Origin of the sequence: Priestia sp. FSL P4-0332 (assembly GCF_038005845.1) — a bacterium.
GTDB lineage: Bacteria > Bacillota > Bacilli > Bacillales > Bacillaceae_H > Priestia.
In genome coordinates this window covers 93,079-117,934 of sequence record NZ_JBBOUA010000003.1, presented here as the reverse complement: position 1 = coordinate 117,934, position 24,856 = coordinate 93,079, and the positions used below count along the sequence as shown (strand labels likewise).

The following is a 24,856-nucleotide window of genomic DNA, read 5'->3' as shown; positions in this document are numbered from 1 at the left end:
CAAGGTTCACATAAATGAATTAAAAACAAATATCATCACACTCCCAATAAATAGCAACCACATCATTATTATTATGGGTTTCATAAGTGATAATAACATCTTTTTCATAATTTAGAAGGTTACGTAAGATCAAATTAGCTTCTCCTTTTAAAAAAGAGAGCATTAAACGCGCCCTTTAATAGAATAACTGTTTTTTAATAATTTTAGGTAAACCATCTTTATTGTTTGACAAAGGCTAAATTTTCCATTATCATCAACTCAAACTTATTTACGGGGAGAGCTAAAGATGAAAATTTATGTTGATGCAGATGCTTGTCCGGTAAAAGATATCATTATCTCTGAAGGTACGAATGCCGAAATTCCTGTTATCCTTGTTACTAGCTTTTCTCATTTTTCTAATGTGGAACAACCATCAGGAGTGGAAACCATTTATGTTGATTCTGGAGCAGATGCTGCGGATTACCGGATTATGAAGTTAGCAGGGAAAGGAGATATAATCGTTACGCAAGATTATGGTCTTGCTTCGCTAGGTTTAGCAAAAGGGTGCGCGGTACTTCACCATAATGGGTCTAGCTATACAAATGAAAACATTGACCAATTATTACAAACACGTTATTTGAGTGCAATGGCTCGAAAAAGCGGAAAGCGTACAAAGGGGCCAAAACCATTTACATCTGAAGATAGGGAGAAATTTAAGGGGCTTTTTAAAAGAGCCATTTCACGTTAAAAAAGAACCATCCATTTTTAAGAAAAACCTAAAAAAATAAATTGTCCCAATATTAAACTAACCTGCCCCGTTAGCTTAAGTACATTTCTTCACAATCTTCTCTATTTACTTTAACAAAATTTACCTAATTATCTCATTAAGTATTATTCCACAAAAGGGCCCTTAACAAAAAAAGAGCAAAATTCTCGTTAAGATAACCACCGTTATAAGAACCTGTAAAAAAAGAGAAGATCATATTCCTAATCTTCTCTTTTTCTATATTTAAACTGTTCCTCTTTATAAATAAAATTCATTATTAAACAAAATCCTGCTAGAAGCCAACCAATAATAGGGGAATAAATAAAAACATTTGTTAATAATAATCCTCCACAAATAAAGATTACCGAAAACATTAATAAAAAAACGTTAGTGCCTTTATTTCTATTCATATAAAACACCTCTCTAATTAATCAACTAAGTGAAAAAATAAAAACTTTCGAAAGAATTCCATAAAATTTCCTAAGCAAAAAAGGACATTTCTTTTATGCCCTGTTCCCTCGTATCAGCCCCACCTACGCTAAATACTATGACAGCCACTCATGCCATCCAACCTACACTTAGTATAAATGAAAGCGATTACAAAGTAAAGTAATTAATAAAATATTCTGTCTATTTTTATTATATTAAACTTGCCTATTTCGAATAATATTAAATACAATGAGCAAACTACCCAAGACACTATAAGGTGTCAAATACATCTATTTAGACATTCACCAGAAGAACTATCTTACTCGCATAAGGTAGTTTTTTCTGTTTTTAAGGTGTATAAGATATACAATTATAGTTTACATAATCACCATTCTAGGAAATAAAACGGAAAAAGGCTTCAAATAAGTATGAAACCTTTATATTTATAAAGAAAAGCTTAATTCTTTAGAATATGATGCTTTACTAAACTTCGATAATAGCCATAAATAATAAAATACGCTATTAAATAACTGATAAAGGTTCCTATAATATTCCATCCATTGAAATATTCTACTTTTCCTAAGACTAAACCGATGCCTTCAAAACCTGTAGTAAAGAGAGTAAAACAAAGTAAAAGGATAATCGTATTAATCTTCTTTTTTATCTTAAAATAAATTAAAAAAGAAGATAAGACAGGATAGAAACCAATATTTAAAGGGAGTGCTGATAAACTTAGATCTCTAAAAGTCGGTTTGAATTGCCAAAAGTAATTACTTCCCCAATCATTTAGTATAAAAGCTACTGTCATTCCTATTGGTGCAATTAAAAGAACGATTATAGGTTCTTTCTTGTATAATATGAAACCAAAAACCCAAGGTACAATAAATCCCATAATAATATTTACTAATATTTTCTCTCTTCTCCTCTCACTAAGATTACCTTTTAACAGGATTGTCCAAAACTTAAGAAAATAGTATGGACTAGTATTATATAACTTGCCCAACATGAATATTTTCTTATATAGTGAGCAAACTACACAAGACGCCGTGAGGCATCTACGGACTTTCTTATTCGAATTTTACACAGAAAACTTCCTTAACGCATTGGGGGAGTTTTTCTGTTTTTACGCTGTATATGATATACAAAGCTAGTTTACATAATGTCTCTTTCCGGTACACATCACAAAAAAGAACCCTTGTCGCAGAACGGTTCCGCCGAGGGTTCTTTTTCCGGAGTATGCAGCTTTTTATACATATGCTCATTTCTATAAGAATAGTCTTTTTGAGTGATTACAGATGAGGAAATAACCCGTGAATACCTTCTGCAATCATTTGTATAGCCATCACTGCCAGTATTAATCCCATTAACCTTGAGATGACATTTAAACCATTCTGTCCGAGCTTGTTGATAATAGATGTAGAATAATAGAAAAGGATAAAAGTAACTCCTAATATAAGGGTGTAGCTAATGAGTACACTCCCTAGATTTGCTATCGAATAAGAACTGTGAGACATGACTGTCGCAATTGTTCCGGGTCCAGCCATAATCGGCAGAGCAAGGGGGGTGATGGAAATATCATTTTGGGAAGCTGCAGCTTTTTGTTCATGCGAATGAGGACTTTGTGCATTAGAAGGTTTAGCATGAAGCAAGCTATAGGCGATGCCAAAGATTAAGATTCCTCCTGCTACACGAAAAGCATGTATGGTGATCCCAAAGGCGGAAAAGATAAAACTTCCTAAAAGTAAAAATAGGGTAAGAATAATAAAAGAGATAAAGACAGCCTTCCTTGCGCTATGACGTCTTTCTTGAATAGAATAATCACTCGTAAGAGTAATGAAAATAGGTATGTTTCCGAGTGGATTCATAACAGCAAAAAATGAGATAGTAAGTTTAAGAATTAAAGCTAACACTGTAAAAACTCCTTTCATCTTAATAGTACATACCCATTTAGCTTACTACGTTAACCTATCCACCTATATTTTCACTTTTAAATAGAAAAAAGGACCCTATAAGGTCCTTCTAGTATATGCTTAGTTGACTAATGCAGCCTTTAATTTAAGTCAATCCCTTAAATTCATGTAGTTTAACTAGTCAATTATCAAAACAAGTTTACCATTTCCTATACCTTTTTCTAGCTGTTCAAAGCCTTGCGATACTCCCTGGAGTGGCAAAGTTGTACCAATAATTGGACGAAGTGCACCACTTGTTAGCATGCCAATTACACCATGAATACTTTGTTCATATTCATCCTTTGGTGCATTCCAAAGAGCTGTTGCTAAAATATCACATTCTTTTTGCATGGCAAGGCGTGGGTTTATGTCTATTGAACCACGGTTTCCAACAATTATAATTTTACCGAATGGTGCAATCAGCTTTAAATCTGTTTCTAAATTCTTATTTGCTAAAAACTCAATAATTACATCAGGCCCATTGCCATCCATTAAGGCTAACACATCTTCAATCGTTGCTTCTGTCACATGATCAGTGACAAAATCTGCACCAGCTTGCTGAACCATTTTTTTACCCTCTGGCTTGCTTGCTGTTCCAATCACTTTTGCACCGTGAGATTTCGCCATTTGTACAACCTGTAATCCGACTCCACCACTGGCTCCATGAATAAGCACGGTTTGACCGGGCTTCAGGCAGGCACGTTGAAATAGCGCACGATAGGCCGTTAGTGCGGGTACCCCTAATGCCGCACCTTGTTCAAAAGATACATGGGATGGTAATGGATGAACCAACGTTGCATCACATACTACTTTTTGGGCAAAGGTTCCTGTATTTTTACTTCCCATTAAAGACGCAATAAATACACGATCACCGACATGAACATTTGTAACTTCTTCTCCAATCGTCTCCACAACTCCTGCACCGTCTAATCCTGGAGTATAAGGCAACTGAGGTATACTAAACGCATATGTACCTGATAATGTGTAAGTATCACTCGGATTGACACCTGCTGCATACAAACGAACACATACTTCTCCCTTTTCTGCTACTACATCCTTAACGTCCGTAAATACTAATTTCTCAGGTCCACCAAACTGTGTGACTTGAATTGATTTCATATTCCAAACCTCCTTGTTACTTAATTATATATTGAAAGGTTTGAAATTACAGTAATATCAAGGTTTGAATTACTAGTTTTCACAAATTTGGACATTTTGAAACAAAATCAAATATACCGGCCGTAAAAGTATACGTTTAGGGACGTGATGTTTTTTTAAAAAAACTATCGATTTTGACGTTCGTATACATTTTAATTCACATTATGAACGTCCACTTAATCATATATACTTTTACGGACACTCTTTACTATTTAATAATTAAAGACCCTTTTAAAAATAGATATTTATTACTGTCCCTTTTTTTGGAGACCATACACTTTCTATTTCATTTGATTCTAAGTTAAAAAACTTTACTGCAGTAGGGTGTGTCTGAGTGTTAGTGTTTTTATTTGTAATAATCTTATTTAGATCAGCAATAAAATAGAAACCATCCTGTTGTTTTGAATATATTGGTTGATGTACATTTATAAGTTCTTTTGAATCTTTTATTAAAATCTTTTCTTCTTTAGTCTTGATGTTAAATGAAGAAATGGTAGAACTAGCCTCAGGGTCAATACTATCCTTCCAGCTGAATAAAATTTGCTTTCCTTCAGGAGATAGTGAAGCGCTATCAATAAATTCATGAAATAAAAAAACTTCTTTCTCCTGGTTATCTTTCACATTAATTATAGTTCCTTTATAAGCAGGTGCTTTTAATGGCTGGTCATTTTCATTAGATAAGTTAATATTTTTTTCTTCCTCCTTAATTGATTTACTAATTACTAAAAGTTGTTGGGTATTTGAGTTATAGTCAAACCACACGACTGAATCATTGTTCTTTTCTTTATTAAAAACTTTGATTTCTCTTTTATTTAAATCTATTTTGGCAACATGAAAATCTCGATCATCCTTCTCTAATAAAACTCTCATATATAGAATACCTTGTTTATCATCTAGCTTTAAAAAATCTACATAGTTGAAATTACGCGTTAGTTGGAAATTCTTTTTTTGTAATTTTTTTTCGAAAAGTTGTTGAGTTTTATTTTTTGTTTCTTCGGTGAAATAAACAGATTTATTTTTCTTAGAATAAGCAGAAGTAGGATAGTCTTTTAACTCTTTTTTTAGTAACACCTTGTCTTTTAAGTTTCTTAAATTCACTTCATACACTAAGTGTTTTAGTTTATCATCGACGAAGTCTATATATATAGAAGTATTATCATTATGTATTTTTGCATTAGTTGCTTGATGACTTTTATTTATCATTATGTATACCGAAATCATCAAACTAAGAGTCAGTCCAGTTGTTAAGATTAATTTATTTTTTTTCACTTACTGCTCTCCTTTAAAATGAATTAGTCCTTATTTTTACTAATATCTAAAAAAATATTAGTAAAAATAAGGACTTGTACTTAAATCTTAATAAGAATAAGAAGTTTTTCCTTTCTTAATATATCCATCTAATGTATTACCACCTAATTTATTTTTAAAGACTCCTGGCATTACATCTAGTATTACATCTCCACCAAAGTTTCCATAAGACCATTTATATACAGTAGCGCTTTTCCCATTACTTAGATTTTGTGCTTTTATAGCTGTTCCCTTCGGAATCACTTTTCCGTAATCTTTTCCAACGGCACAATCATTAGCTCCTAATATCTTTTCATCGCTACCACGTTTACCTTCTCCATAGAAGAAACTAATTTTCCCAGTTTGTGAGTAACTTGCTGCACTGGCTTGTGTAATTCCCAAAGAAGTAAATATTAATCCGAAAGTTACTACAGGTAAGATTAATTTTTTAATTTTAAACATACGTACCCAACTCCCTAGAGATAACATTATCCAATTTAGATATTTCTATAATTTATTCAAAACACCTCCTTTTTTACAAAAATTACCTCTTAATTTGTATATGATATACAAACCTAGTTGACATCAGCTCGATTCAGAAATTAAACAAAGGTTTCCACCCTTTTACCATAAAGAATAGCGTGACATCAACAATTTATCTTTTATCCAAATTTTTATAAAATGTTGATTTACCAATATTTTAATCCTTTTGTAAGTCCTCTTTACTTCATGGAATATTGCATATTAAAGAGATGACTTCCTATCTTAGGTTTAAAGCTAATACTTGGATAGACCTCATATAAGTCATAGCAATAATCGGGAAAACTTTAGAGTTTTTATTGAATAAAGAACGTTTGTTCTTATATAATATAAGGAACAAACGTTCTTTTATTTAAGGAGTTCTTTCGATGGATTATGGGCAGCTACCAAACAGAGTGATTATATGTATCGACATGAAGGCATTCTTTGCTTCCGTTTCTTCTGTCATACGGGGCTTAGATCCATTGAAAACAAGGCTTGCGATGGTAGGAGATATCAAAAGGTCAGGATCGGTTGTGCTAGCTGCCACACCCTTATTAAAGAAAGAAGGGATCAAAACAGGAAGCCGCCTTTTCGACATTCCTAAAAGGAAAGATATCCATGTGGTTAATCCATCCATGGAGAGGTATATCAAGGCTTCGAACTATATTTCGAGTTTGGTGTTACAGTATGTGGCTCCTGAAGACTTTCATGCGTATAGCATTGATGAGTTGTTTATTGATGCGACAGCTTCTTTGCATTTATTTGCACGAAAACCAGAGGAGCTAGCTCATCGAATACGTAATGAGATCTATCGCAAAACAAGACTGAAAGCTACCGCAGGAATCGGTCCAAATAAGGTGAGCTTAGATCATGAGGCCAAGAATAGCCCAACAGGAGTTGCATATTGGCGATATGAGGATATTTCCTTTAAGTTGTGGTCCATTCATCCAATGAAGGATTTCTGGGGGATCTCGTCTGCTACAGAAAGGCGTTTGAATCGTCTGGGCATTCACTCCATAAAAGAACTCGCTCTTTCTTCTGTAGAGATGTTACGTAAAGAATTTGGTGTCCTAGGAGAAGAAATCCACCAACATGCGAATGGGATTGATTTTAGTCGCATTTCCGATGTGTACATTCCTAGCTCTCGTTCCTTTGGAAAGAGTCAGATTTTATTTCGCGATTATACAAACCGAAAAGAAGTGGAGTTATTGCTGTTAGAGCTCTTGGATGATGTGTGTTTTCGCTTACGCATGATAGTGGTATGCCGATTCGCTCCATTGGCATTTCATTATCGAATACAAGCATTGAAGAAGAGGAGCAAATGAGCTTATTTGAGGATATTGACCAACGTGAAAGAGCCTATGCTCTTGCTAAAACGATTGATGACATTCGGCTGCGTTATGGCAAGAATAGTGTACTACGTGCGTCTAGTCACCTTCCTTATTCAACGGCTCGTTATCGAAATGGCCTTATAGGTGGCCATAAAGCTTAAGGAGGAAGATATCATGCATCACGATAGAGGAATGAAAGAAACAATAGTGTATGATAAGGGTGAATATAAAGTATACAAAGATTGTTATTCATCTATTGTCATTTCCTTGTAGGATAGGTAACAATACTAAAAATATACAGTATCTATAGTATTCCTAGAAAAAATTATTAGATAAGGAGGAGTAACATATGCTAGCAGTTGTAGAAAAGAAAGAGAATGGCTATATAGCTACATATAATCGACCACTTAATCACTCAGTTAAAAAGGTTTGGGATACTTTAACAAAGAATGATAAATTGCAAAAATGGATGTCAAACTTAGAAGTTGTAGACCTTCGAAAAGGCGGAACAATTAAGTTCAATATGAATGACGGGACAGCTAACTCTTTTGATATTTCGATCTTAGATATTGAAGAACAATCATGCTTACAGTATGAATGGGGAGAAGGTTGGGTCCGATTCGAGTTATCTTCTAAAGATAATGGATGTTTATTAATATTGAAAGAATATATCCCTAACCTCAGTGGTCATACTCCAAAAGATTTATCCGGGTGGCATGTATGTCTAATTATGTTTTGTTCTGTATTGGAGGGTCAATATATGGATTTCCCAAAAGGGGAATGGGAAAAATGGTACGAGGAGTATGTAAGGGTAATCAACCAGTTATAGTGCATTCAAAAACCCTCAACAAACGGGTGCTATAATAGAATAAAAATCGCAAAAAATGACCAATTTTCCACAAAAGAATAATTCAATTGAATGTATTAAAGGCGTGTTTTCGTCAATCTTTTTTCAAAACACGCTTTTTCTCTTTGTCTCCACATATCAAGAGATATGAATCCTAATTTTGAAACACGATTATCAATGTAGCCATGACTACATCGATAAAAGCTATTAAAACAACAGCTTTTTTAAAAGGAGATCTTGATAAAATGAAAAAATGGCGCCCATTCGCCACTATGCCAGAGCAATACATAGAATTAAAGGAAGTTATAAACAAGCAACTAGAGGTAGATCAACCTGTTTTAACAGAAGAGCAAATGGAACAAATTAATTTCACCTTGATTGAAGCGTTACATACAAATAAACAAGTTTATCTTACATACTACAAAAAGGGACAATGTATTACAGAAAAGGGATTCATCCAATTTGTTGATTTCCTGGGGAATTTGTTTGTTTTTATCGATGAAGTATTTGAATTGAAAAATAAAATGAAGTTAAGTGAACTAATTGATGCTCGTTTTATGTAAGGATAAAATAAAAACGCATTTAAAATAAGCACTAACTAAAATAAAAAATAGTCAGTGCTTATTCAGATAAAGTATTAGTTATTTTTTCTACTGTGGCGTTATGTTTATTGTCGATTTTATAACTGTTTTCTTTTATATTATTACATTTTAAAATTTTTGAATGATAATAACTCCGACAATGATTAAAACTACTCCTATTACTCTAGGAATGCTTAAAGAGTGCACATGCACTCCTATTAATCCAAAATGGTCAATTAAAGTAGAAGCAACCATTTGACCTGCAAGAATATAAGCAACTGTAGCAGTAGCTCCTAGACGAGGTATAAGTACAATAGAAGCAACTACATAAAAAGCTCCTAACAGGCCTCCGGTCCATACCCACCACGGTGCCGTGAACCATTCTTTGTTTACACTCATACCTTTTCCAAACAAAGATATAATAAGCAAAACAATTGCACCAACTATAAAAGAAATAGTCGAAGCAATGATAGGGGAATGAACGACAGATCTCAATTGAGCATTGACACTAAATTGAGTAGGTAAAGCCATGCCAGCTAATATTGCAAATATAATTAAAAAAATTATCATTATATTCCTCCCACACCTCTTTTATATTCAACAGAGCTGATTGCTACTGAGAATTGTTACTATTTCTCCTATGTTTAATCTGTCAATAAACATAAATTATTAATGTCTATTTCAGTACTTCAGACATCTCTTCATTAAGAATTTATTTCCTTCTTCAATAATTTTAAAATAGGATGGTTAGCTATACCTCATTACTTTTCTGGCAATGTTCATTTATTCAACAAATAAGGTATATGGTTACTATTTCAACAAACAAAAAGCGCATTCCTATATTGATTTATAGAAATGCAGCTTTTTAAGTTGTTATTTTTTATTTTAAATATGAACATTCATCAGATTAGCTATCAAGGAGTGAAACGTTTTGCTTCACTCTCTTCTGGATAATCTAATTCATTTGGTGTATAGCTAATGAGTACCATTAACATTCCCCAAGGTGCACGACCATATACAAAATGTGCATTTTTCCCATTAAGGAATTTACAGTAATAAAAAGCCCAATTACTCAATTTATTGACTGAGAAATTGGGCTTTTTCGTTACTACATAAAAGCGTCTAATCGTTGAAGTTTATTACTAAAATCTTCTTGCAGATAAGCATGCCTAAGTGTAAATACAGCCTTTTAAACGGTCATCTGTTTTTTTTCAATTTTACTCAGAGATTGATCGAATAGGGTAACAATCAGAATAAAACAAATCACTAAACTAAATAGTGCTAGATGATGGATTCCTTTTGTATTTGCTTCAGATTTAAAAAACAATCCGTTTGTGGCAGAAGAAAGTATAGCTCCCATGTACATAAAGGTTCTTAATAAACCAGCTGAAGCACCAATGTGTTTGGACGAAGCCTGAAAATAGACAGCATTTTGGTTAGCTAAATTCAATATCCCTTGTGGAATTCCAAATAGAATAGCAATGATACCAAGATAAATAAGACTGCTTGAATGATTTGTAAATAGGAGCAGTGACATAGCAATAGCCTGAACGACACTCCCTACAATCAGTTTCATACGAATTGCCGGATTTTTTCCGGTTGTTTTAGAAACGATTATAGATGTTAAAAACATCGGCAATAACAACAAACCAGAATGAGAAGGAGATAGTCCCCTACCTGTTTCTAACCATTGAGTATATCCGTAAAGGAAACTGTACGATACAGTAGCTGAAAGCAAGCCTCTCGCATATGTTAATAACAAAGGAGTATTACCTCCTAGTAATCGTAAATCTATAAAAGGATTTTTAATTTTTAACTCAAAGGCAGTAAAAATGGCACCCGAGATTGTTGCAATGAGCAATAAATATAGATGATTCCAATTAGGATTCATTAAGAAAAAGAGCCCTGTAATTAACGTAATTCCAAAGAACATGATACCCATAAAATCAATAGAGGAACTTTTACTCTCTTCTCTAAGGGAATCTTCTGAAGTCCTTGGAAAACGGAAGTAGCCCAAGAGTACACAAGCTAATGACAAAGGAACATTTACGATAAATATACTTTGCCAATCACCAACTTCAATAAGTCCCCCCCCTAAGGTAGGACCAACGACAGCAATGGTTTGACTAGCAATCGATAATAATGTAAGTATACTTGCCGGACTGTCTTTACCTGTTCGTTCTGCTTCACTCCGAATAAGATACATAGCAGCAGGGTAACCAGCGCAGGTTCCAAAACCAAGTAAACATCGTGCAACCACTAACCACCAAAAATCAGGAGCAAAAATTGCGATTAGACTAGAAATACCTACTAGTGATGTTGCGATTAAAAAGAGGATTCTGGGACCAAAAACATCAATTAGCTTTCCGACGACTGGCTGTCCAATTGCTGTCGCAAGATATAAAGCAGACACAAGCCATGCTGTCTGAGAAGGTGGTACTCCAAACGCCTGCCCAATTGGAATTAAAGCAACTGAAATGATAGAAGAGTTAATTGGATTTAGAATGGACCCTAAAACCATTGGAGCAATCAGCTTTTGATTAAAATGATCTTTCTTTTTATCCTTTTTGCTGTTACTAAATATAGACAAATTTATTCCTTCCTTCATTTTATCTTGAAAGGTTCCATAGCTACAAAAATGGGTTTGTACATCATTAAAAATAAATTAGTCGGGTCTGTTTTCGTCATAATGAAAACAGACCCTATTTGTTTAATTTAATGTAGCAATCCAGGATTGGACCGTTAACACATCGGCTTGACGTGGAAATACCTTTTCCATGAGAACTCGATGAACCTCTGGATCCGAATCAAAACAAGCGTCTTCTAGCACTTTTATTTCAAAGTCTTTGTCTGCTGCTTCCCTTAACGTTGATAAAACTACCCCACTTGTAGCAATTCCACTGAGAACAAGTGTCTCAATTTGCTGTGATCGTAGGATTACTTCAAGATTACTTCCACAAAAAGCACTTACTCGATACTTCGTAATGACAGGTTCATTTCCCTCAGGTTGAATGGATTCATGAATTTGTGTTGCTTTATCGTGAACTGTCATGGCACCGTATTTAGATATAGCTGAAAATGCCTTATTTTTTGGACTAATTTCAGGATACCCCTCGCTAAACCCCACTCTGATAAAAATAACTGGAAGAGCGTGTTCACGTGCTGCTTTTACTGCCTTCTGATAAGGAATTATTGCTTCTTCTATATTTTCTCCTAAATGTGGCACAATGCCGTTTTGTAAATCCATTACTAGTAATGCGGTTTTCTTACTTTGATTTTGCATAAGTTGTAATTTCCTCCTTTTTTATTTAAAATTTAAACGGAGACCTCTCCTTTTTATATTAAGTGGAGACCTCTCCGTTTGTCAATATGAGTATTAATTTATATAGGATGTGATAGCATGGTAAATGACGAGAATACGCCCCGTACTCGGCCTGAACGACGTGATGCTGCAATGAATCGTCAACGAATATTGGATACAGCTCATAAACTATTTGAGCAATATGGTGTAGAACAGGTAAGCATGAATCAAATCGCTACAGAAGCACAAATTGGTCCAGGAACCCTTTATCGCCGTTATAGAAACAAAGGTGAGTTATGTCTAGATTTGATTAAAGACAGTATTGATCTATTTTTCGATGATATTGAAGCATACTTGCAAGAAAATGAAACCGTTCCGGCTGAACAAAAATTGAAAGAAGTAATAAGCTCTTTTATCTGTTTCAGAGAAAAAAAAGCACAATTGCTTACAGGAGTGGAGGGAACAAAGTCAACGAACCCAATTAAGTCCCGAGCCCAAAGCCCTTTATATGTTGAATTACATCAGATATTGGTTCAGCTATTTGACGAAATGATAAGAAAAGAGCAAAAACCTTATTTACACAGTGCCTTTAAAGCCGATTTGGTACTAATGGCTTTAAGCAGCGATTCGTATTTTTTTCAAAAAAACGTGCGTGGTTATTCACCTGAAGAAATATTGGACCTTCTCTGTTTAACTTTTATTTCTGATTAGCCATAAAAAATCCCCTTAATTTTTAAAAATCGACATTCTTTCACGCACAAAAAGTAGTTAACCTTTATAGACGATATGTCATATTCAATTTTAGTTACCACAATGGGAGTTACCGAGATAACAAAAAGAGCCCTTATTCCATGAGGACTCTTTTCATCTATAATTAAACTTTTGAAATGTATCAATTGATGAAAGCAATTCTTTTAAATCATCAACTGCATGCTGATCAGTAAAATTCTGTCCCAAAAAAACAGCCTTTTTCCAAAACCCACGTTAAGACATTTTTAGAAATAAAACCTTGATTTATCTACGCTGAGTAGAAGAATTAGGGTTTTATTTTGCCTTCTTATTTTCAAACTTTCAGATCCTCAAATACTATCATCTTAAACTAAAGCACCCGTTTGGTTAAGTACATCTTTCTACATTCTTTATTTTGTTGACTATGTTAATCTTCCACTTTTACTTTTAGTATGTATGAAAGACGTTTTCTTTTCCATCAACAACTAATGCTAAAGGTATTTACGAACTTTTTTACAGTACGCTTCGTATTCTTCACCGTAAATCTTTTTCAAGGATTTTTCTTCAAGTTGAACCTGACGATTAAAAAGCCAAACTCCAGCAAATACGTACAATAATAATATCCAGTTTGGTAAAATCAAGAATGTCCCTATCAAAACAAATCCAAAAGCTGTATAAATGGGATTACGGCTAATTGCAAAAACACCTGTTGTTATAAGTTCACCTGGTTTTTCTTCATCAATTCCAACTCTAAAACTTTTCCCAAATGAAATTATGCTTAACGAGAATAATACTAAGCCCATCGTGCATAAAACTACCCCTATCCAACTAAAGACTTCATTGCTAAATAGTTTGGTACCTAGTTTTGGAAAATCAAAAACACTAGAGAAAATAAGATAAAAAAACAGTAATGCAAATGGGATAATAAAGAAATCTTTTTTATCTAGCTCACCAAATTTAAAAGCTTTAATTCCTTTTTTTTTCAACTGTTTAGCACGAATTATAACCATTATCATCATTAAAAGTAATGATATGATTGCAAAATATCCTTGCATAACTCTCCCCCATTATTAATTATCCTATATTCTCTTTAATATTTATTACCCATTTATTATATATAAGGATTTTAACCAATTCTAAATCAGGCGTATTAGTTTATTTACCATAGTATGCTAGTCATGACCTGTTTAAGAAGTAGATGAGGATTTGATTCTCCCTCTTTTGTACGCCATGCTACAAAGCCGTCTGGTCTTATCAATACAGCTCCTTGAGAGGTAACATCGTACAATTCTTCCCAGCTATCCTCACACTCAACACACTCTTCTTGTGAACCGATACCATAAACATTAATAGGGACACCTAAGTGAGAAGATACATGCCGGGCAGCAGTACGCCAAAGACTATTATCTTCTCCTGTAAATAAGACGAAATTTTCACCTATTAAATCTAAGGTGGATATACACTTATCTTGATACTTCAACCACATATGTGGAGCACGTGTGCCTGGTCTTCCTTTTAGTTCTAATTGATCCATTCGATGTGTTGTATCGGAGTTTTCCTTGATAATGGCTGTTGAGTTATATTTATACCCTACGGTAACTGCAGTATGGTCCATATTATTGAGAGTGTTTACACCTTTATTTATAATACTAAATAACAAATTACTGGCATATTTCGTTGTTACTTCTACAGCATAGTGTCTTTCATCATGATAAGTTTGGAGCAATCGTGGATGAGCTTGTTTATGTATCACTGCAGCCAGCTTCCAAGCTAAATTATGAGCATCTTGAATACCTGTATTCGAACCAAATCCTCCGGTAGGTGGCATAAGATGAGCTGCGTCTCCAATTAGGAAGACTCGATTATCTTGAAAACGAGTGGCTGTCTGTTCTGCAGCTGCCCAAGGTAAAATACTGAAGATGACAATATCAAGATTTGAAACTCCTATAGCTTTTTTTATAATCTCACAGCATCGCTCTTCAGAAAAATCTTCCGGACTTTCCCCGTGTGAGGGGTTATAAGCCACGTGGTAAATCCATTCATCACGATTATTAACAGTGATAAGCGCACCAAATACTTTCGGATTTAGGATTTGAATCCAACCAAACTGGCTGCCTTTCAGAAAATGACTTAGATCAGCCTGAAAATAGATGTTAATATAATGTCCACCGATGACGCCTCTTCCTGTAGTTGGAATTTTTGTGTGTTGACGAATTGTGCTTTTAGCGCCATCTGCCGCAATTAAATAATCACTTCGAATCGTTTCCTTCGTTCCTGTCGCTCGATTCATTATAGTGGCTGTTACCCCTAAATCGTCTTGTTGATACGATATAAGTTCAGTATTATAGCGTATATGCCCCTTTGCTTCTTTAGCAGCTTGAAGAAGGATAGGTTCTAGTTCCATTTGATAACAAGATGCTGGCTTTGAAGGGCTAACCTTTTCAAAACTTTCTATTCTCTCTTTGTCAATAGCCCTTTGGGAGTTCTCCGCAGTTTCTAATTTCTCGAGGTCCATGCTTTTGATTGTCTCTACAGCAATCCTTCCACGAATATTATCTAACGGTTCACTAGCAGTACGGATAGCTGCCTCTAGTCCAAGTTGTCGAAATATTTCCATCGTACGAAATGTAATCCCTCCGGCTTTTGGATGCATAGCTGTTCCAGCGTGTTTTTCAATGAGTAAATAATCAACGTTGTGACGTGCTAAAAAAAGAGCAGAGGTGAGTCCACTAAGACCCCCTCCCACTATTAAAACAGGAACATGTTTGTGTGTCATAGAAATTTTCCTTTCAATTTTATATTTACCCATGGGCATTACTGAATTCAGTAATCAAACTATAATATATAAAAAAATGAAATTGTAGACTTTTTTTAGGTTAAGTTTTATAATGATAATAGAGTACGCCCCAAATAAGGGGCGTTTTTTTTTGCTATAACTTTTAAAAGAATACTTATCAATGTTAATGGAAACAACAGACACTTCCTGACTTTATACATGTATTCCATTCTGTATTATCTTACTGTCTGTATCCTTATATTTTATACATGTTAAGTTCTCATAATGGATTCTATCGGTATGAAATAGAAAAGACCCCTTTTAGTTTTAATATTAAGTAACCGTTTTCATTTTCTGCTTTCTCAAAATGATTTGATAGGTTATAATAAATATCTACAAAAATATTAAATGATATGTAAGTAACAAGCAATTACACCCTTAATATTTAGCTAAAAGAAAAGCCCACCTCTGACAAATCAGGTGGGTTTTTCTTTTTTAGATGTATATGATACACATCCTTAGTTAAGTCGGGTAGGCAGGCACTCTCACGAGCGCCCGCCCCCCTAAGAACCGCACGTGACAGATTTCCCGTCATACGGCTCAAGCCTTCTTTTTATCCGAACAACTTATTTAATACATGGTACATGTACTAATTTAGCAAATTGACCTGTAGAAACCTCTAGGTTTCGCACTGTAACTTTTTCTCCATTTTGTAGAGTCTGCTTACACAATGCACAACGATATCCTTGTTTTCTTGCAAGTTTCATCCTATCGAATGTATTTTCATTGTTAAAGACCTTACGGTCTCGTTTTTCCCAATACTCTTTTAGACTCGGATCATCTGGGCTGTTTTTGTAGGCTACCATGACATGTCGTTCTATCTTAATCCAGGACATCTTTAACAATTGAATGTTAGTAAGTGGACATGTGAGAATCCATTTATTATTTCCACCGTGGTGGGGCTTCTTAAAATAACGCTTGCTAATCCATTTTCTCGACTTCTTTGGATGCAGTTGTTTAAGATGTTTTCTCACTTTTAGGAAAATATAATTGTCCATATAGCTGTAAGTCTTTTTAGATACGACATGTTTCCAATACTGGCCGTAGCCACGAATAATCGGGTTTAAAACACGTATTAGTTCTTTTACTGGTCGTCCTCTCATCACAGAGAACGTATCTTTTATCTTGTTTCTAGCCTTTTTAATGCTGTCTCTGCTAGGTTTGATAAATAACTTCTTTCCTTGTCCCGTATTGTATTGACGCAGCGAGAAGCCAAGAAAATCAAACCCGCCCTCAATATGTGTAACTCTAGTTTTATCCATGCTAAGTGTAATTCCTCGTTTTCGTAGGTAAGGGGTGAGTTTCCCATACATACTTTCAGCTTGTTCCTTCGTTTCCGTTACGATGACGAAATCATCTGCGTAGAGAACACGCCCTATCTTACATTTTGGATCAATTGCGTATCCTCCGTTTGGTTTGTAAGTCTTTTTATAAACAATACCAATCTCTTCTTCCATACCACATAAGGCGATATTAGCTAGAAGGGGAGACACAATTCCCCCTTGAGGGGTTCCTTCTGTTGTCATACGAAGCATATCCTGCTCTATGTATCCCATATTAAGCCACCTTTTAATGAGAGTGCTCCCCGGAAACATAGATGTTTGTTCCATTATCCAATTATGGTTAAGATGATCGAAACATCCTAAGAAATCTCCCTCAAACACCCACTTTTTCTTACTATTGGTGTTAAGCTTATTAAAAAGATTACTTATAGCATCGTGTGTACTTCGTTTAGGACGAAAACCATAGGAAGTGGGCTCAAACTTAAACTCCCATTGGGGTTCGAGTGCGTTTTTTAATACGTTTTGATAGACTCGATCTCGTATCGTAGGAATGCCCAAAGGTCGTAGCTTTCCGTTTTTCTTCGGAATAAATGTTCTTTTTGCTGGTTTTGGACGATGTCGAAAGACATTGCATTGAACTAGTTGTTTGTACAGATTGATACGTTCATTTGGTTTTGAGGCAGTATAGCCATCTACACCGGGTGTTCGCTTACCGTTATTTTGTTGTGTTACTCTGCGAATAGAAAGCAGTAGATTTGCTTTACTCCGAAGGAGTAAACGTTGAAGTTTCCTTACTTTTCTTTGTTGATTTTGTTGTTCGGCACGATAAATTCTTTGTCGTAACTTCGCTACATATTTTTGTATCATACTCCAATCAATAGAGTACCAATCTTTATGCGAGACGTGCGCCGACGCTCGTAGAGAGGTATTCATAACAGCACGCTCCTTTTCGTTAGAAGATAGCCACAAATTTATTTTCGTGTTGAAGACCAATGAGAAGTGGGCGCTCTTTCGAGCCTGTCCTTGTCTGTAAAGCCGACAGTATCCGTCCAGTTATACAATGATTCTGCTTTCCTGTTCCTTTTCAGGGTAACGGCCTTAGCTTTTTCTCATATCCCATACCCTCTGTCACATTGTTTGACTTTGCAGTCATCCTACTGCTTATGCAGATGACGTAGGGCTTACCAAGTTTCACTTCCTCCAGATTCGATGGGGGTAGGCAGGTTCTTTACTCCGGGCAAGATGCGGGACGCATTAGAGTAGCTTTATGATTCTACTTTTCCTCTTACCAAGACCCAAGCAAGAATATGCATTATCTTGAGCTAACTGTGACGAAGCTTATAAACCTTCACTTTCGTTTACCATACCTATCTTCTCCTAGCAGTATTCCGGACCATGCATTTGTCCTCTGTTTCCACATTTCCTCATGCAACCGACAGACTCGTTACCAAGAATGCCGTTTCGGATGGAGATCATCTCTGCGTCTAGATGAGTAGCGTTAGCTACACTGTAAGAAAGCGACTTCTTGTCGCACCATAAAACCAGTTATCGGTATTATAAAGAACATCATTACTCGACTAAATTAATTTCATAAATTCTTGAGTTACTGCTCCACGGATGATAATTATCACGTTTAAAAGTTAAAGTAAAGCATAATAAACTTTAGGATAATGGATTTAAACTTGAAGGTACTTACCTTTATGTAAGTACCTGTAATAAAAGTGCGTACTTACATATTTTTAGTTTGGACTTTACAATAAAAATGAAATCAGCCTAAGGAGGAAGAAACATTGAAAACTCTTGTTATCATAACACACCCAAGTTTAGAAACATCTGTTGTTAATAAGCGATGGGTAGAAGAATTAAAAAAATATCCAGAAAAATATACTGTGCACGAATTGTATAAGGTTTATCCTGATGAGAACATAGATGTGGAAAAAGAACAAAAATTGGTTGAAACTCACGGAAACCTTGTTTTCCAATTTCCTGTATATTGGTTCAACTGTCCTCCTCTCTTAAAAAAGTGGCTGGATGATGTTTTCCTTTATGGATGGGCTTATGGTTCAAAAAGAGATAAATTAAAGAATCGTAAAATTGCTTTAGGGGTATCTGCTGGGATCAAAAATGTGGATTATAGTGAAACTGGAAGATACCGTTATACACTTGAACAAGTGTTGAGTCCGTTTGAGACGACAGCCATCTATTGCAAAGCAGATTATCGTTCGTTCTTTGCGTTTTATGGAGCAGAATTTGAGCCATCTGTAAGTGAAATAGAAAAAAGCACTCAAGATTATTTAAATTTCATTGATAATATGTAATGGGTAACTTTTATAAAAGTTAAAATAAGAAGTACCTCCTAAACAAGAAGGTACTTCCATTTTACACTATGCCTATTTTGTTACATCTTCTAGAGCTTGAAAATTATTTTTCTCTCCCCACTCGCACATCATATCTAACAATGGAATAAGTGAACAACCACGTTCAGATAATGAATATTCAACTTTTGGAGGTATTTGGGGAAATTCTTTGCGTATAATAAGACCATCTTCCTCAAGCTCTTTTAACATAACACTTAGTGTTTTAAAGGAAATAGTCCCAATACGTCGCTTCAGCTCATTGAACCTCATAACCTTATTTTCAGACAGCCAATACAAAATAATCATTTTATATTTACCACCTATTAAGGATAACGTATATCCAAAACCAGTGTTTTTTAGTTCTACGCCAGTCGGAACACAGGTTTCTCTCACAATCCCCACTCTCCTTCTGATAAGAATATTCTATCAATATGAATACTTTATAGTAAATTACTATGCAATCTTATCACAAGAATGTAAAGTAACGCGTTTTTATTTTCTTTAATGTTTTTAATGTCATATATTATTTCATTCTCATGCAAAGAATCTAATCTAACTAAGAAAGAAATTTTAAAAACAGTTACCATAATGTTTTTTATAGGAACTTATTTACATATTGATTATAATTGTACTTAAATAAGTTTATATTTGTCGTCCTAGAGAGAAGATGGTAAAACTAATCAATTTAACGAGATATGTTATTTATACTGAAATTATTATAATATTTATTATCATGATTAGTGACAAAAACCCAGTTAATATCGTTATCACATTAGCTGGGTTTTTATAAAATTTCTTGCTGTATCTTACTCTCGTAACCATCTAAAATATTATGCAATCTCTTAGCTAACTCTTCAAAATGAGTTGTGTTAACCCCCATATGATGTCCGGATAAATTAACAATTTCTATTCATAGTTTTCTTACTAAGGCAGTTGAACAACTGTAAGGGAGAAAATTTCATAATGTACTTCCTTTGGCTGGAGTTACTATCTGTTTCTCTTTAGCATTAGAAATATTCAAAGGGTCAACAAACATCATTCTCTCTTCTTTAATTGAATCTCTCTTACCTTTTGACGAAGATGTTCTGGCCACCATGCTCCACAATCATCCGATACAATGCAAGCAGCGCATGTTTTTAAATCATAAACCATCATTTCTTTAATCGGTGGAGAGTAGAGGTGAAGAGTGACGAGACTCGTACCTTCTGCACTATTCATCTTGTGAACGCCCTTCTTAGGAGCAAAAAAAATTCTTCCTTCCCCCTGATACTGGGAAAACAGTTCTTTAGGCATTTGGTTTTCTTTCACTTCGTAAACGGTATTTATAGCTGTGCCATTCACTACTTGGATCCATCCATGTGAATGACCGTGATTGTGAGGAGCACACTCTATTCCGGACCAATTCATAACAAGTAATTCTATTTCGTCATTTTGGTAGAGAAGCTTTCTGTAATATGGCTTATCTTCTGCCGACTGCAATAGTGGTTTTAACTCATCAAGATTTATATCTAAAGCCAAAAGGGCTTCTCTCAATTCCAATTTGGTAGGAGAATTTAATTTATCTAAAATAGGCTTTACTTGTTCACTTAAGCTCATACAAACATTACCTCCCCATGAGTAGATCAAATTTGGTGGTTTCAACATAGTTATAAATTCTTGTTTCTCCATGGTAAGTACCTTAAAAAGGTTAGTAGTCTTCCATTAACTAAAATAACTCCGATTATAATTATTATGCCTCCTAATATGCTTACGGGGATAATCTTTTCCTGTAGTAGTAGAATAGCTGTTACCAATGTTGCTACTGGTTCTAAATAAAGGAACACAGATACTTGGGACGCTTCTAAAACTTCTAATGCCTTTGCCCAGTACCAATAGGCAACACCTGAAACGAATACACCGAGAAATAATAAATGAGCCCACTCCACGTTTGTTAAAAAAGGCATCATCTCCCATCCTTTATTCCTTACAAGAAAGGGAGTCGTTAGAGTAAATCCTATTAAACACATATAAAACGTAACAACAAGAGAGGGAAGTTGGATATGTAACCTTTTTAATAGGACAGAATAGATGGCCCAGTTTAACGTACTTAAAATCATTAATAGGTAACCAACATTGATTGAGAGCTGAAAGGACTGCTGATTGTTAGAAGTAGTCACCAGTAGAACTCCAATGATGGCTACAATCATCCCTGATGCTTTTAATACGGTCATCTTTTCATGCAAAAAGAATACTGAGAGAATGACTGTAAATACAGGAGAAAACGAAATAATCCACCCTGCTGCAGAAGCATTTATTGTGAGAAGTGCTGTTGCCTGAATCACTTGGTGAACGAACACCCCAAGGATACCTAACACAATCAGATGAGGAATATACTTAAGTGGAATGTTTAATGGATATCGCTTTAGCACTAATAATACCAATAAAAAAAGTGCCCCAATACCAAAACGAAGAACAAGGAGTGTATATGGATCAAGCTTATCTAAGACAGCTTTGGTAGAGACAAAAGAGATCCCCCAAAAACTAATAGACATTAGTGCATATAACGAGGCAGCAAATTTAATCTTTGACGCAATCATAGGCGCAATTTTCCTTTCAACAGTAAAGGTATCTTCTATTAACTAACATATGCCTTTCCTAAAAGAAAATGAAAAAATTCATTCCAATCTAAAAAAAATGTTGGAAACTCTAGCATTTCCCATAGTTATAATCTTCTTTTAACCTTCTTTATAGAAAAGATTGCAATTTTTCTACAAAATACATAATAAGTAACACTATTTTATATAAAGTACTTATAGTTATTACTTTATAATTAAGTCTATTTGATTTTTAACATAATTCATATTACGTGAACAAAAAAACCTTTAAACAAAAGGTCTGGAGGATACTTTTATAGAAGTATAGTTAAGTTGACTACCGATACCTTGTGTAATATCAATAATGAATAGGGAAATAGGGGGGATTTCAAATGTCACATTACTCATTAAAATTGTACGACTACCATGTATGGGCAAACCAAAAAATTTTCGACCGATTAAAAGAACTTTCTAAGGGTATTTACGAAGAGGAAATTCAGAGCGTTTTTCCTTCTATATCAAAGGTGATGGCGCACATTTATGTCTCTGACAACATATGGTTAGATTTTATTTCTGGTGAAAAATTTGATGAAGTATATGCGTCGGCTGATCAATTGAGAGAACAGATGGAAACGAAAAGAATCGAGGAAGTAGAAACGATGTTTTTCGATTTATCTGACCGGTACAAAGCGTTTCTCGATCGTCAAGAAGATATGGAAACGGCCTTAGTGCTTGAAACTTCATTTGCTGGACGACTCGAAACCCGTTTATCTGACTTAGTACAACATGTTGTCAATCATGGAACATATCATCGTGGCAATATCACAGCTATGCTACGGCAATTGGGCCATCCTGGTGTTATGACTGATTACGTTTTATATTTATATGAAAGGGATATGCAAGGGTAGTTTCTACTCTATCTAAAAGGGGTATTGTCAGGAAATGTGGATTTACAACGTTAAGGGAACTCTAATATTAAAAGGTCTAATTCCTAAGTATTAAACTAGAAAAATTGGGCTTTTTTTCGTTCCTCCATTTTTATATTTTCATAAGAAACGAGAAAGTACCTTTCGTGCAAATAAAAAGGTGCTTTCTCGTCACAATCATTTATAAATAAAAAACTAGTTAATCAAAGACTTTAACATGCAGAGAAACGCTCTCTGACGTAATTAACTTTTGATTTGCATATAACTTCCCCATTCAATACAAATTTCAGTACCTATTTAGAGCAAGAAAAAACAGACCTTACTATACTGAAGGTCTGCTCTTACTTACTTCCTTATTAATTTTTTCCGTATGACGACAAGAAGGGAAAGAGGAACAGCCAAAAAAGCGTGTGCCATTCCCATCTCGTACGACTAGATCTTGCCCACACCTTGGACATTTACGAGGTTCTGGTGTGATATTTTCAAAGATTTCCCGTGCTTTGAAAACGGGGTTTACCTCATTAATAAACTTTTGAAGATCGGCCCGATCCAATAAGGTCACTTCACATGCAGCTGCAAGCTCTTTTGCTTGTTTCGTAAAATAACTATTGGTCACAACCCACGCCTGATTCGCTTTATAATACGCTTTTGCCCCATACACTTCTTGTACGGCTGAAATACTAACCCGATTTTTAACTCCATATCGTTTAGCTTGAATGACAATTTTTTCTTTGCCTTTCATCACTAAATCAGCCCCAAAGTCACCAGACTTTTTCGTCACTTGTGGTTTATATCCTAGCTGTTGGAAAAGGGCCTGCAAGTAAATTTCAAATTGGTAACCATCCATTTTATCAATATAAGGCATACCCGATTGGGCTAACTCTTTCATATACCTCCGTTCACGAAGGACACGGTAAGCAAATTGAGAAAATTTCACTAAAATCATGATAAGAAAGAGGTAAAATACACCTTGAAACACTTTATCCATTCATTGAAAGCTCCTGTTCAGTTTGTTTATTCCGGAGACGTGATGCCACAGGTTGAATGCTTTTTCCATTCTTCTTTAATTCTTCGTTCCAGTCTTTCACTCCCTTTGGAATATCTGCTCTTATTAAATCAGCATTAACGATTTGGTTCATTTTGTCAATAAATTCTTTTTCTCCTTGGTCATTATCGACAGCTAACACCATTTCTTTAATGTTTAAGCCTTCTCTTCGAGCTTCGATATAAGATTGGGCGACTGTTTTAGGCTTTAAGCCGTTCATACTAATAAGGCGTGTGTTTTGTAGCTTGTTTTCTTGAATACTCCAATAGGAAAGAAGATCAATTGGACTTTCAAAAAAATGAATCTTATTTGGATGTCCGGCATCGATTGAAAAGCCTGTATGAGGGTTGTCGTTCGGTAAGACTTGCTTAAAGGAACCTCGTTTATTGTTCATGGAAGCTGTTCCTTGCCGATCTGCCCCAATTATCTTTCCTTTGCCCCCATGTTCACACCACTTAAACACGACATTGTTCCGTTTGTCCTGGGCGATTAAATCTTTTTAAAGAAGCCAGTCAACTAACCGAGATCTATTTTACGTTCTTTTATGAGATAATCTTTTATTTTGCTTTGATCCTTTACTTCTAACTCTTTTGGATAGCGAAAAGGCTCTTTTGATGGTGAAACCGATGGTTGCTCATTCGACTGAGAAAGCTCTTTGTAATCACCTTTGCTGATATCTAATACGGCTTGTGGAAACGACATCCCATAATACATTCGAGCGAAACTGATTGCTCCATATCCTGTTTCATTCCGGCTGTTCCAAGCGTACATATTTCCTTTAATGAGTAAGCTATCATGTTCCGTATGACGATAATACTTTCCTTCTTTTGCAAAGGTTTCACCTTTGGCTTCCAGATACGACAACAAATCAACATCTCGTGCTTTCATGATTTCCCCCTCATTGACGTGTTTTCGTTCTACCACCTAATCCCTCCTTCTCTTTCAACCTATGAAAAA

At 34.9% G+C, this 24,856-nt stretch carries 22 protein-coding genes and 2 pseudogenes; 7 read left to right on the top strand and 17 right to left on the bottom strand.

The window, feature by feature from the left end:
• The first annotated feature begins 286 nt into the window (after positions 1 to 286).
• Positions 287 to 727: a YaiI/YqxD family protein gene (locus MKY06_RS28685; RefSeq protein ID WP_011106179.1), complete on the top strand. Its 441-nt coding sequence runs from the start codon at positions 287 to 289 to the stop codon at positions 725 to 727.
• 239 nt (positions 728 to 966) lie between these two features.
• Here MKY06_RS28685 and MKY06_RS28680 read toward each other — a convergent pair whose 3' ends face one another.
• The 6 genes from MKY06_RS28680 to MKY06_RS28655 form a co-directional block, all read right to left on the bottom strand.
• Positions 967 to 1,155, bottom strand: coding sequence for a hypothetical protein (locus MKY06_RS28680; protein WP_011106177.1), 189 nt, complete (start codon positions 1,153 to 1,155; stop codon positions 967 to 969).
• 476 nt (positions 1,156 to 1,631) lie between these two features.
• The gene (locus tag MKY06_RS28675; protein ID WP_011106175.1) at positions 1,632 to 2,180 is read right to left on the bottom strand and encodes a hypothetical protein; all 549 of its coding nucleotides are present in this window, start codon (positions 2,178 to 2,180) and stop codon (positions 1,632 to 1,634) included.
• A 283-nt stretch (positions 2,181 to 2,463) separates the two neighbouring features.
• Positions 2,464 to 3,102, bottom strand: coding sequence for a MarC family protein (locus MKY06_RS28670; protein WP_035439610.1), 639 nt, complete (start codon positions 3,100 to 3,102; stop codon positions 2,464 to 2,466).
• Positions 3,103 to 3,261: 159 nt separating this feature from the next.
• Positions 3,262 to 4,242 (bottom strand): NADPH:quinone reductase, encoded by a 981-nt coding sequence (locus MKY06_RS28665; protein ID WP_098278660.1) that lies wholly within the window; start codon positions 4,240 to 4,242, stop codon positions 3,262 to 3,264.
• Between the two features lie 270 nt (positions 4,243 to 4,512).
• Positions 4,513 to 5,550 (bottom strand): hypothetical protein, encoded by a 1,038-nt coding sequence (locus MKY06_RS28660; RefSeq protein ID WP_340962104.1) that lies wholly within the window; start codon positions 5,548 to 5,550, stop codon positions 4,513 to 4,515.
• Between the two features lie 87 nt (positions 5,551 to 5,637).
• A complete protein-coding gene (locus tag MKY06_RS28655) occupies positions 5,638 to 6,030 on the bottom strand; it encodes a hypothetical protein (RefSeq protein WP_029325410.1) in 393 nt (130 codons plus the stop codon).
• 446 nt (positions 6,031 to 6,476) lie between these two features.
• Between MKY06_RS28655 and MKY06_RS28650 the strand changes: the two are divergent.
• The 3 genes and pseudogenes from MKY06_RS28650 (at position 6,477) to MKY06_RS28640 (ending at position 8,831) form a co-directional block, all read left to right on the top strand.
• Positions 6,477 to 7,582: pseudogene (locus MKY06_RS28650) on the top strand (Y-family DNA polymerase).
• A gap of 188 nt (positions 7,583 to 7,770) precedes the next feature.
• Positions 7,771 to 8,250 (top strand): SRPBCC family protein, encoded by a 480-nt coding sequence (locus tag MKY06_RS28645; RefSeq protein ID WP_098279024.1) that lies wholly within the window; start codon positions 7,771 to 7,773, stop codon positions 8,248 to 8,250.
• Positions 8,251 to 8,513: 263 nt separating this feature from the next.
• A complete protein-coding gene (locus tag MKY06_RS28640; RefSeq protein ID WP_098287666.1) occupies positions 8,514 to 8,831 on the top strand; it encodes a YolD-like family protein in 318 nt (105 codons plus the stop codon).
• 147 nt (positions 8,832 to 8,978) lie between these two features.
• Here the strand turns inward: MKY06_RS28640 and MKY06_RS28635 are convergent, their stop codons facing one another.
• The 3 genes from MKY06_RS28635 to MKY06_RS28625 form a co-directional block, all read right to left on the bottom strand.
• Positions 8,979 to 9,419 (bottom strand): DMT family transporter, encoded by a 441-nt coding sequence (locus tag MKY06_RS28635; RefSeq protein ID WP_098287667.1) that lies wholly within the window; start codon positions 9,417 to 9,419, stop codon positions 8,979 to 8,981.
• Between the two features lie 619 nt (positions 9,420 to 10,038).
• On the bottom strand, positions 10,039 to 11,439 hold the full coding sequence (locus MKY06_RS28630; protein WP_225519283.1) for an MFS transporter: 1,401 nt from the start codon (positions 11,437 to 11,439) through the stop codon (positions 10,039 to 10,041).
• A gap of 120 nt (positions 11,440 to 11,559) precedes the next feature.
• On the bottom strand, positions 11,560 to 12,132 hold the full coding sequence (locus MKY06_RS28625; protein WP_055991996.1) for a cysteine hydrolase family protein: 573 nt from the start codon (positions 12,130 to 12,132) through the stop codon (positions 11,560 to 11,562).
• Between the two features lie 117 nt (positions 12,133 to 12,249).
• On the opposite strand from MKY06_RS28625, the gene MKY06_RS28620 reads away from it, so the two are divergent.
• Entirely contained in the window at positions 12,250 to 12,861 is a 612-nt protein-coding gene (locus MKY06_RS28620; protein WP_055991999.1) for a TetR/AcrR family transcriptional regulator, read from the top strand.
• Between the two features lie 509 nt (positions 12,862 to 13,370).
• Here the strand turns inward: MKY06_RS28620 and MKY06_RS28615 are convergent.
• The 3 genes from MKY06_RS28615 to ltrA form a co-directional block, all read right to left on the bottom strand.
• A complete protein-coding gene (locus MKY06_RS28615; protein ID WP_053488372.1) occupies positions 13,371 to 13,934 on the bottom strand; it encodes a methyltransferase family protein in 564 nt (187 codons plus the stop codon).
• A gap of 104 nt (positions 13,935 to 14,038) precedes the next feature.
• Positions 14,039 to 15,655, bottom strand: coding sequence for an FAD-dependent oxidoreductase (locus tag MKY06_RS28610; RefSeq protein ID WP_053488373.1), 1,617 nt, complete (start codon positions 15,653 to 15,655; stop codon positions 14,039 to 14,041).
• 626 nt (positions 15,656 to 16,281) lie between these two features.
• Complete coding sequence (gene ltrA, locus MKY06_RS28605; protein WP_340961989.1) at positions 16,282 to 17,931, bottom strand: group II intron reverse transcriptase/maturase; 1,650 nt, start codon at positions 17,929 to 17,931, stop codon at positions 16,282 to 16,284.
• 857 nt (positions 17,932 to 18,788) lie between these two features.
• On the opposite strand from ltrA, the gene MKY06_RS28600 reads away from it, so the two are divergent.
• On the top strand, positions 18,789 to 19,316 hold the full coding sequence (locus tag MKY06_RS28600) for an NAD(P)H-dependent oxidoreductase (RefSeq protein ID WP_029324541.1): 528 nt from the start codon (positions 18,789 to 18,791) through the stop codon (positions 19,314 to 19,316).
• A 72-nt stretch (positions 19,317 to 19,388) separates the two neighbouring features.
• Here the strand turns inward: MKY06_RS28600 and MKY06_RS28595 are convergent, their stop codons facing one another.
• From MKY06_RS28595 to MKY06_RS28585, 3 genes are all read right to left on the bottom strand, one after another.
• Positions 19,389 to 19,748, bottom strand: coding sequence for a winged helix-turn-helix transcriptional regulator (locus MKY06_RS28595; protein ID WP_053488375.1), 360 nt, complete (start codon positions 19,746 to 19,748; stop codon positions 19,389 to 19,391).
• A 642-nt stretch (positions 19,749 to 20,390) separates the two neighbouring features.
• The gene (locus MKY06_RS28590; RefSeq protein WP_029325650.1) at positions 20,391 to 20,951 is read right to left on the bottom strand and encodes a cysteine dioxygenase; all 561 of its coding nucleotides are present in this window, start codon (positions 20,949 to 20,951) and stop codon (positions 20,391 to 20,393) included.
• A gap of 50 nt (positions 20,952 to 21,001) precedes the next feature.
• Positions 21,002 to 21,931: a DMT family transporter gene (locus tag MKY06_RS28585; RefSeq protein ID WP_029325651.1), complete on the bottom strand. Its 930-nt coding sequence runs from the start codon at positions 21,929 to 21,931 to the stop codon at positions 21,002 to 21,004.
• A gap of 389 nt (positions 21,932 to 22,320) precedes the next feature.
• Between MKY06_RS28585 and MKY06_RS28580 the strand changes: the two genes are divergently transcribed.
• A complete protein-coding gene (locus tag MKY06_RS28580; protein WP_098277827.1) occupies positions 22,321 to 22,836 on the top strand; it encodes a DinB family protein in 516 nt (171 codons plus the stop codon).
• Positions 22,837 to 23,176: 340 nt separating this feature from the next.
• Here MKY06_RS28580 and MKY06_RS28575 read toward each other — a convergent pair whose 3' ends face one another.
• Both MKY06_RS28575 and MKY06_RS28570 read right to left on the bottom strand, forming a co-directional pair.
• Entirely contained in the window at positions 23,177 to 23,842 is a 666-nt protein-coding gene (locus MKY06_RS28575) for a restriction endonuclease (RefSeq protein WP_098287625.1), read from the bottom strand.
• Positions 23,835 to 24,787: pseudogene (locus MKY06_RS28570) on the bottom strand (toprim domain-containing protein). Before MKY06_RS28570 ends, MKY06_RS28575 begins: the two are co-directional and overlap by 8 nt.
• Positions 24,788 to 24,856: the final 69 nt, after the last annotated feature.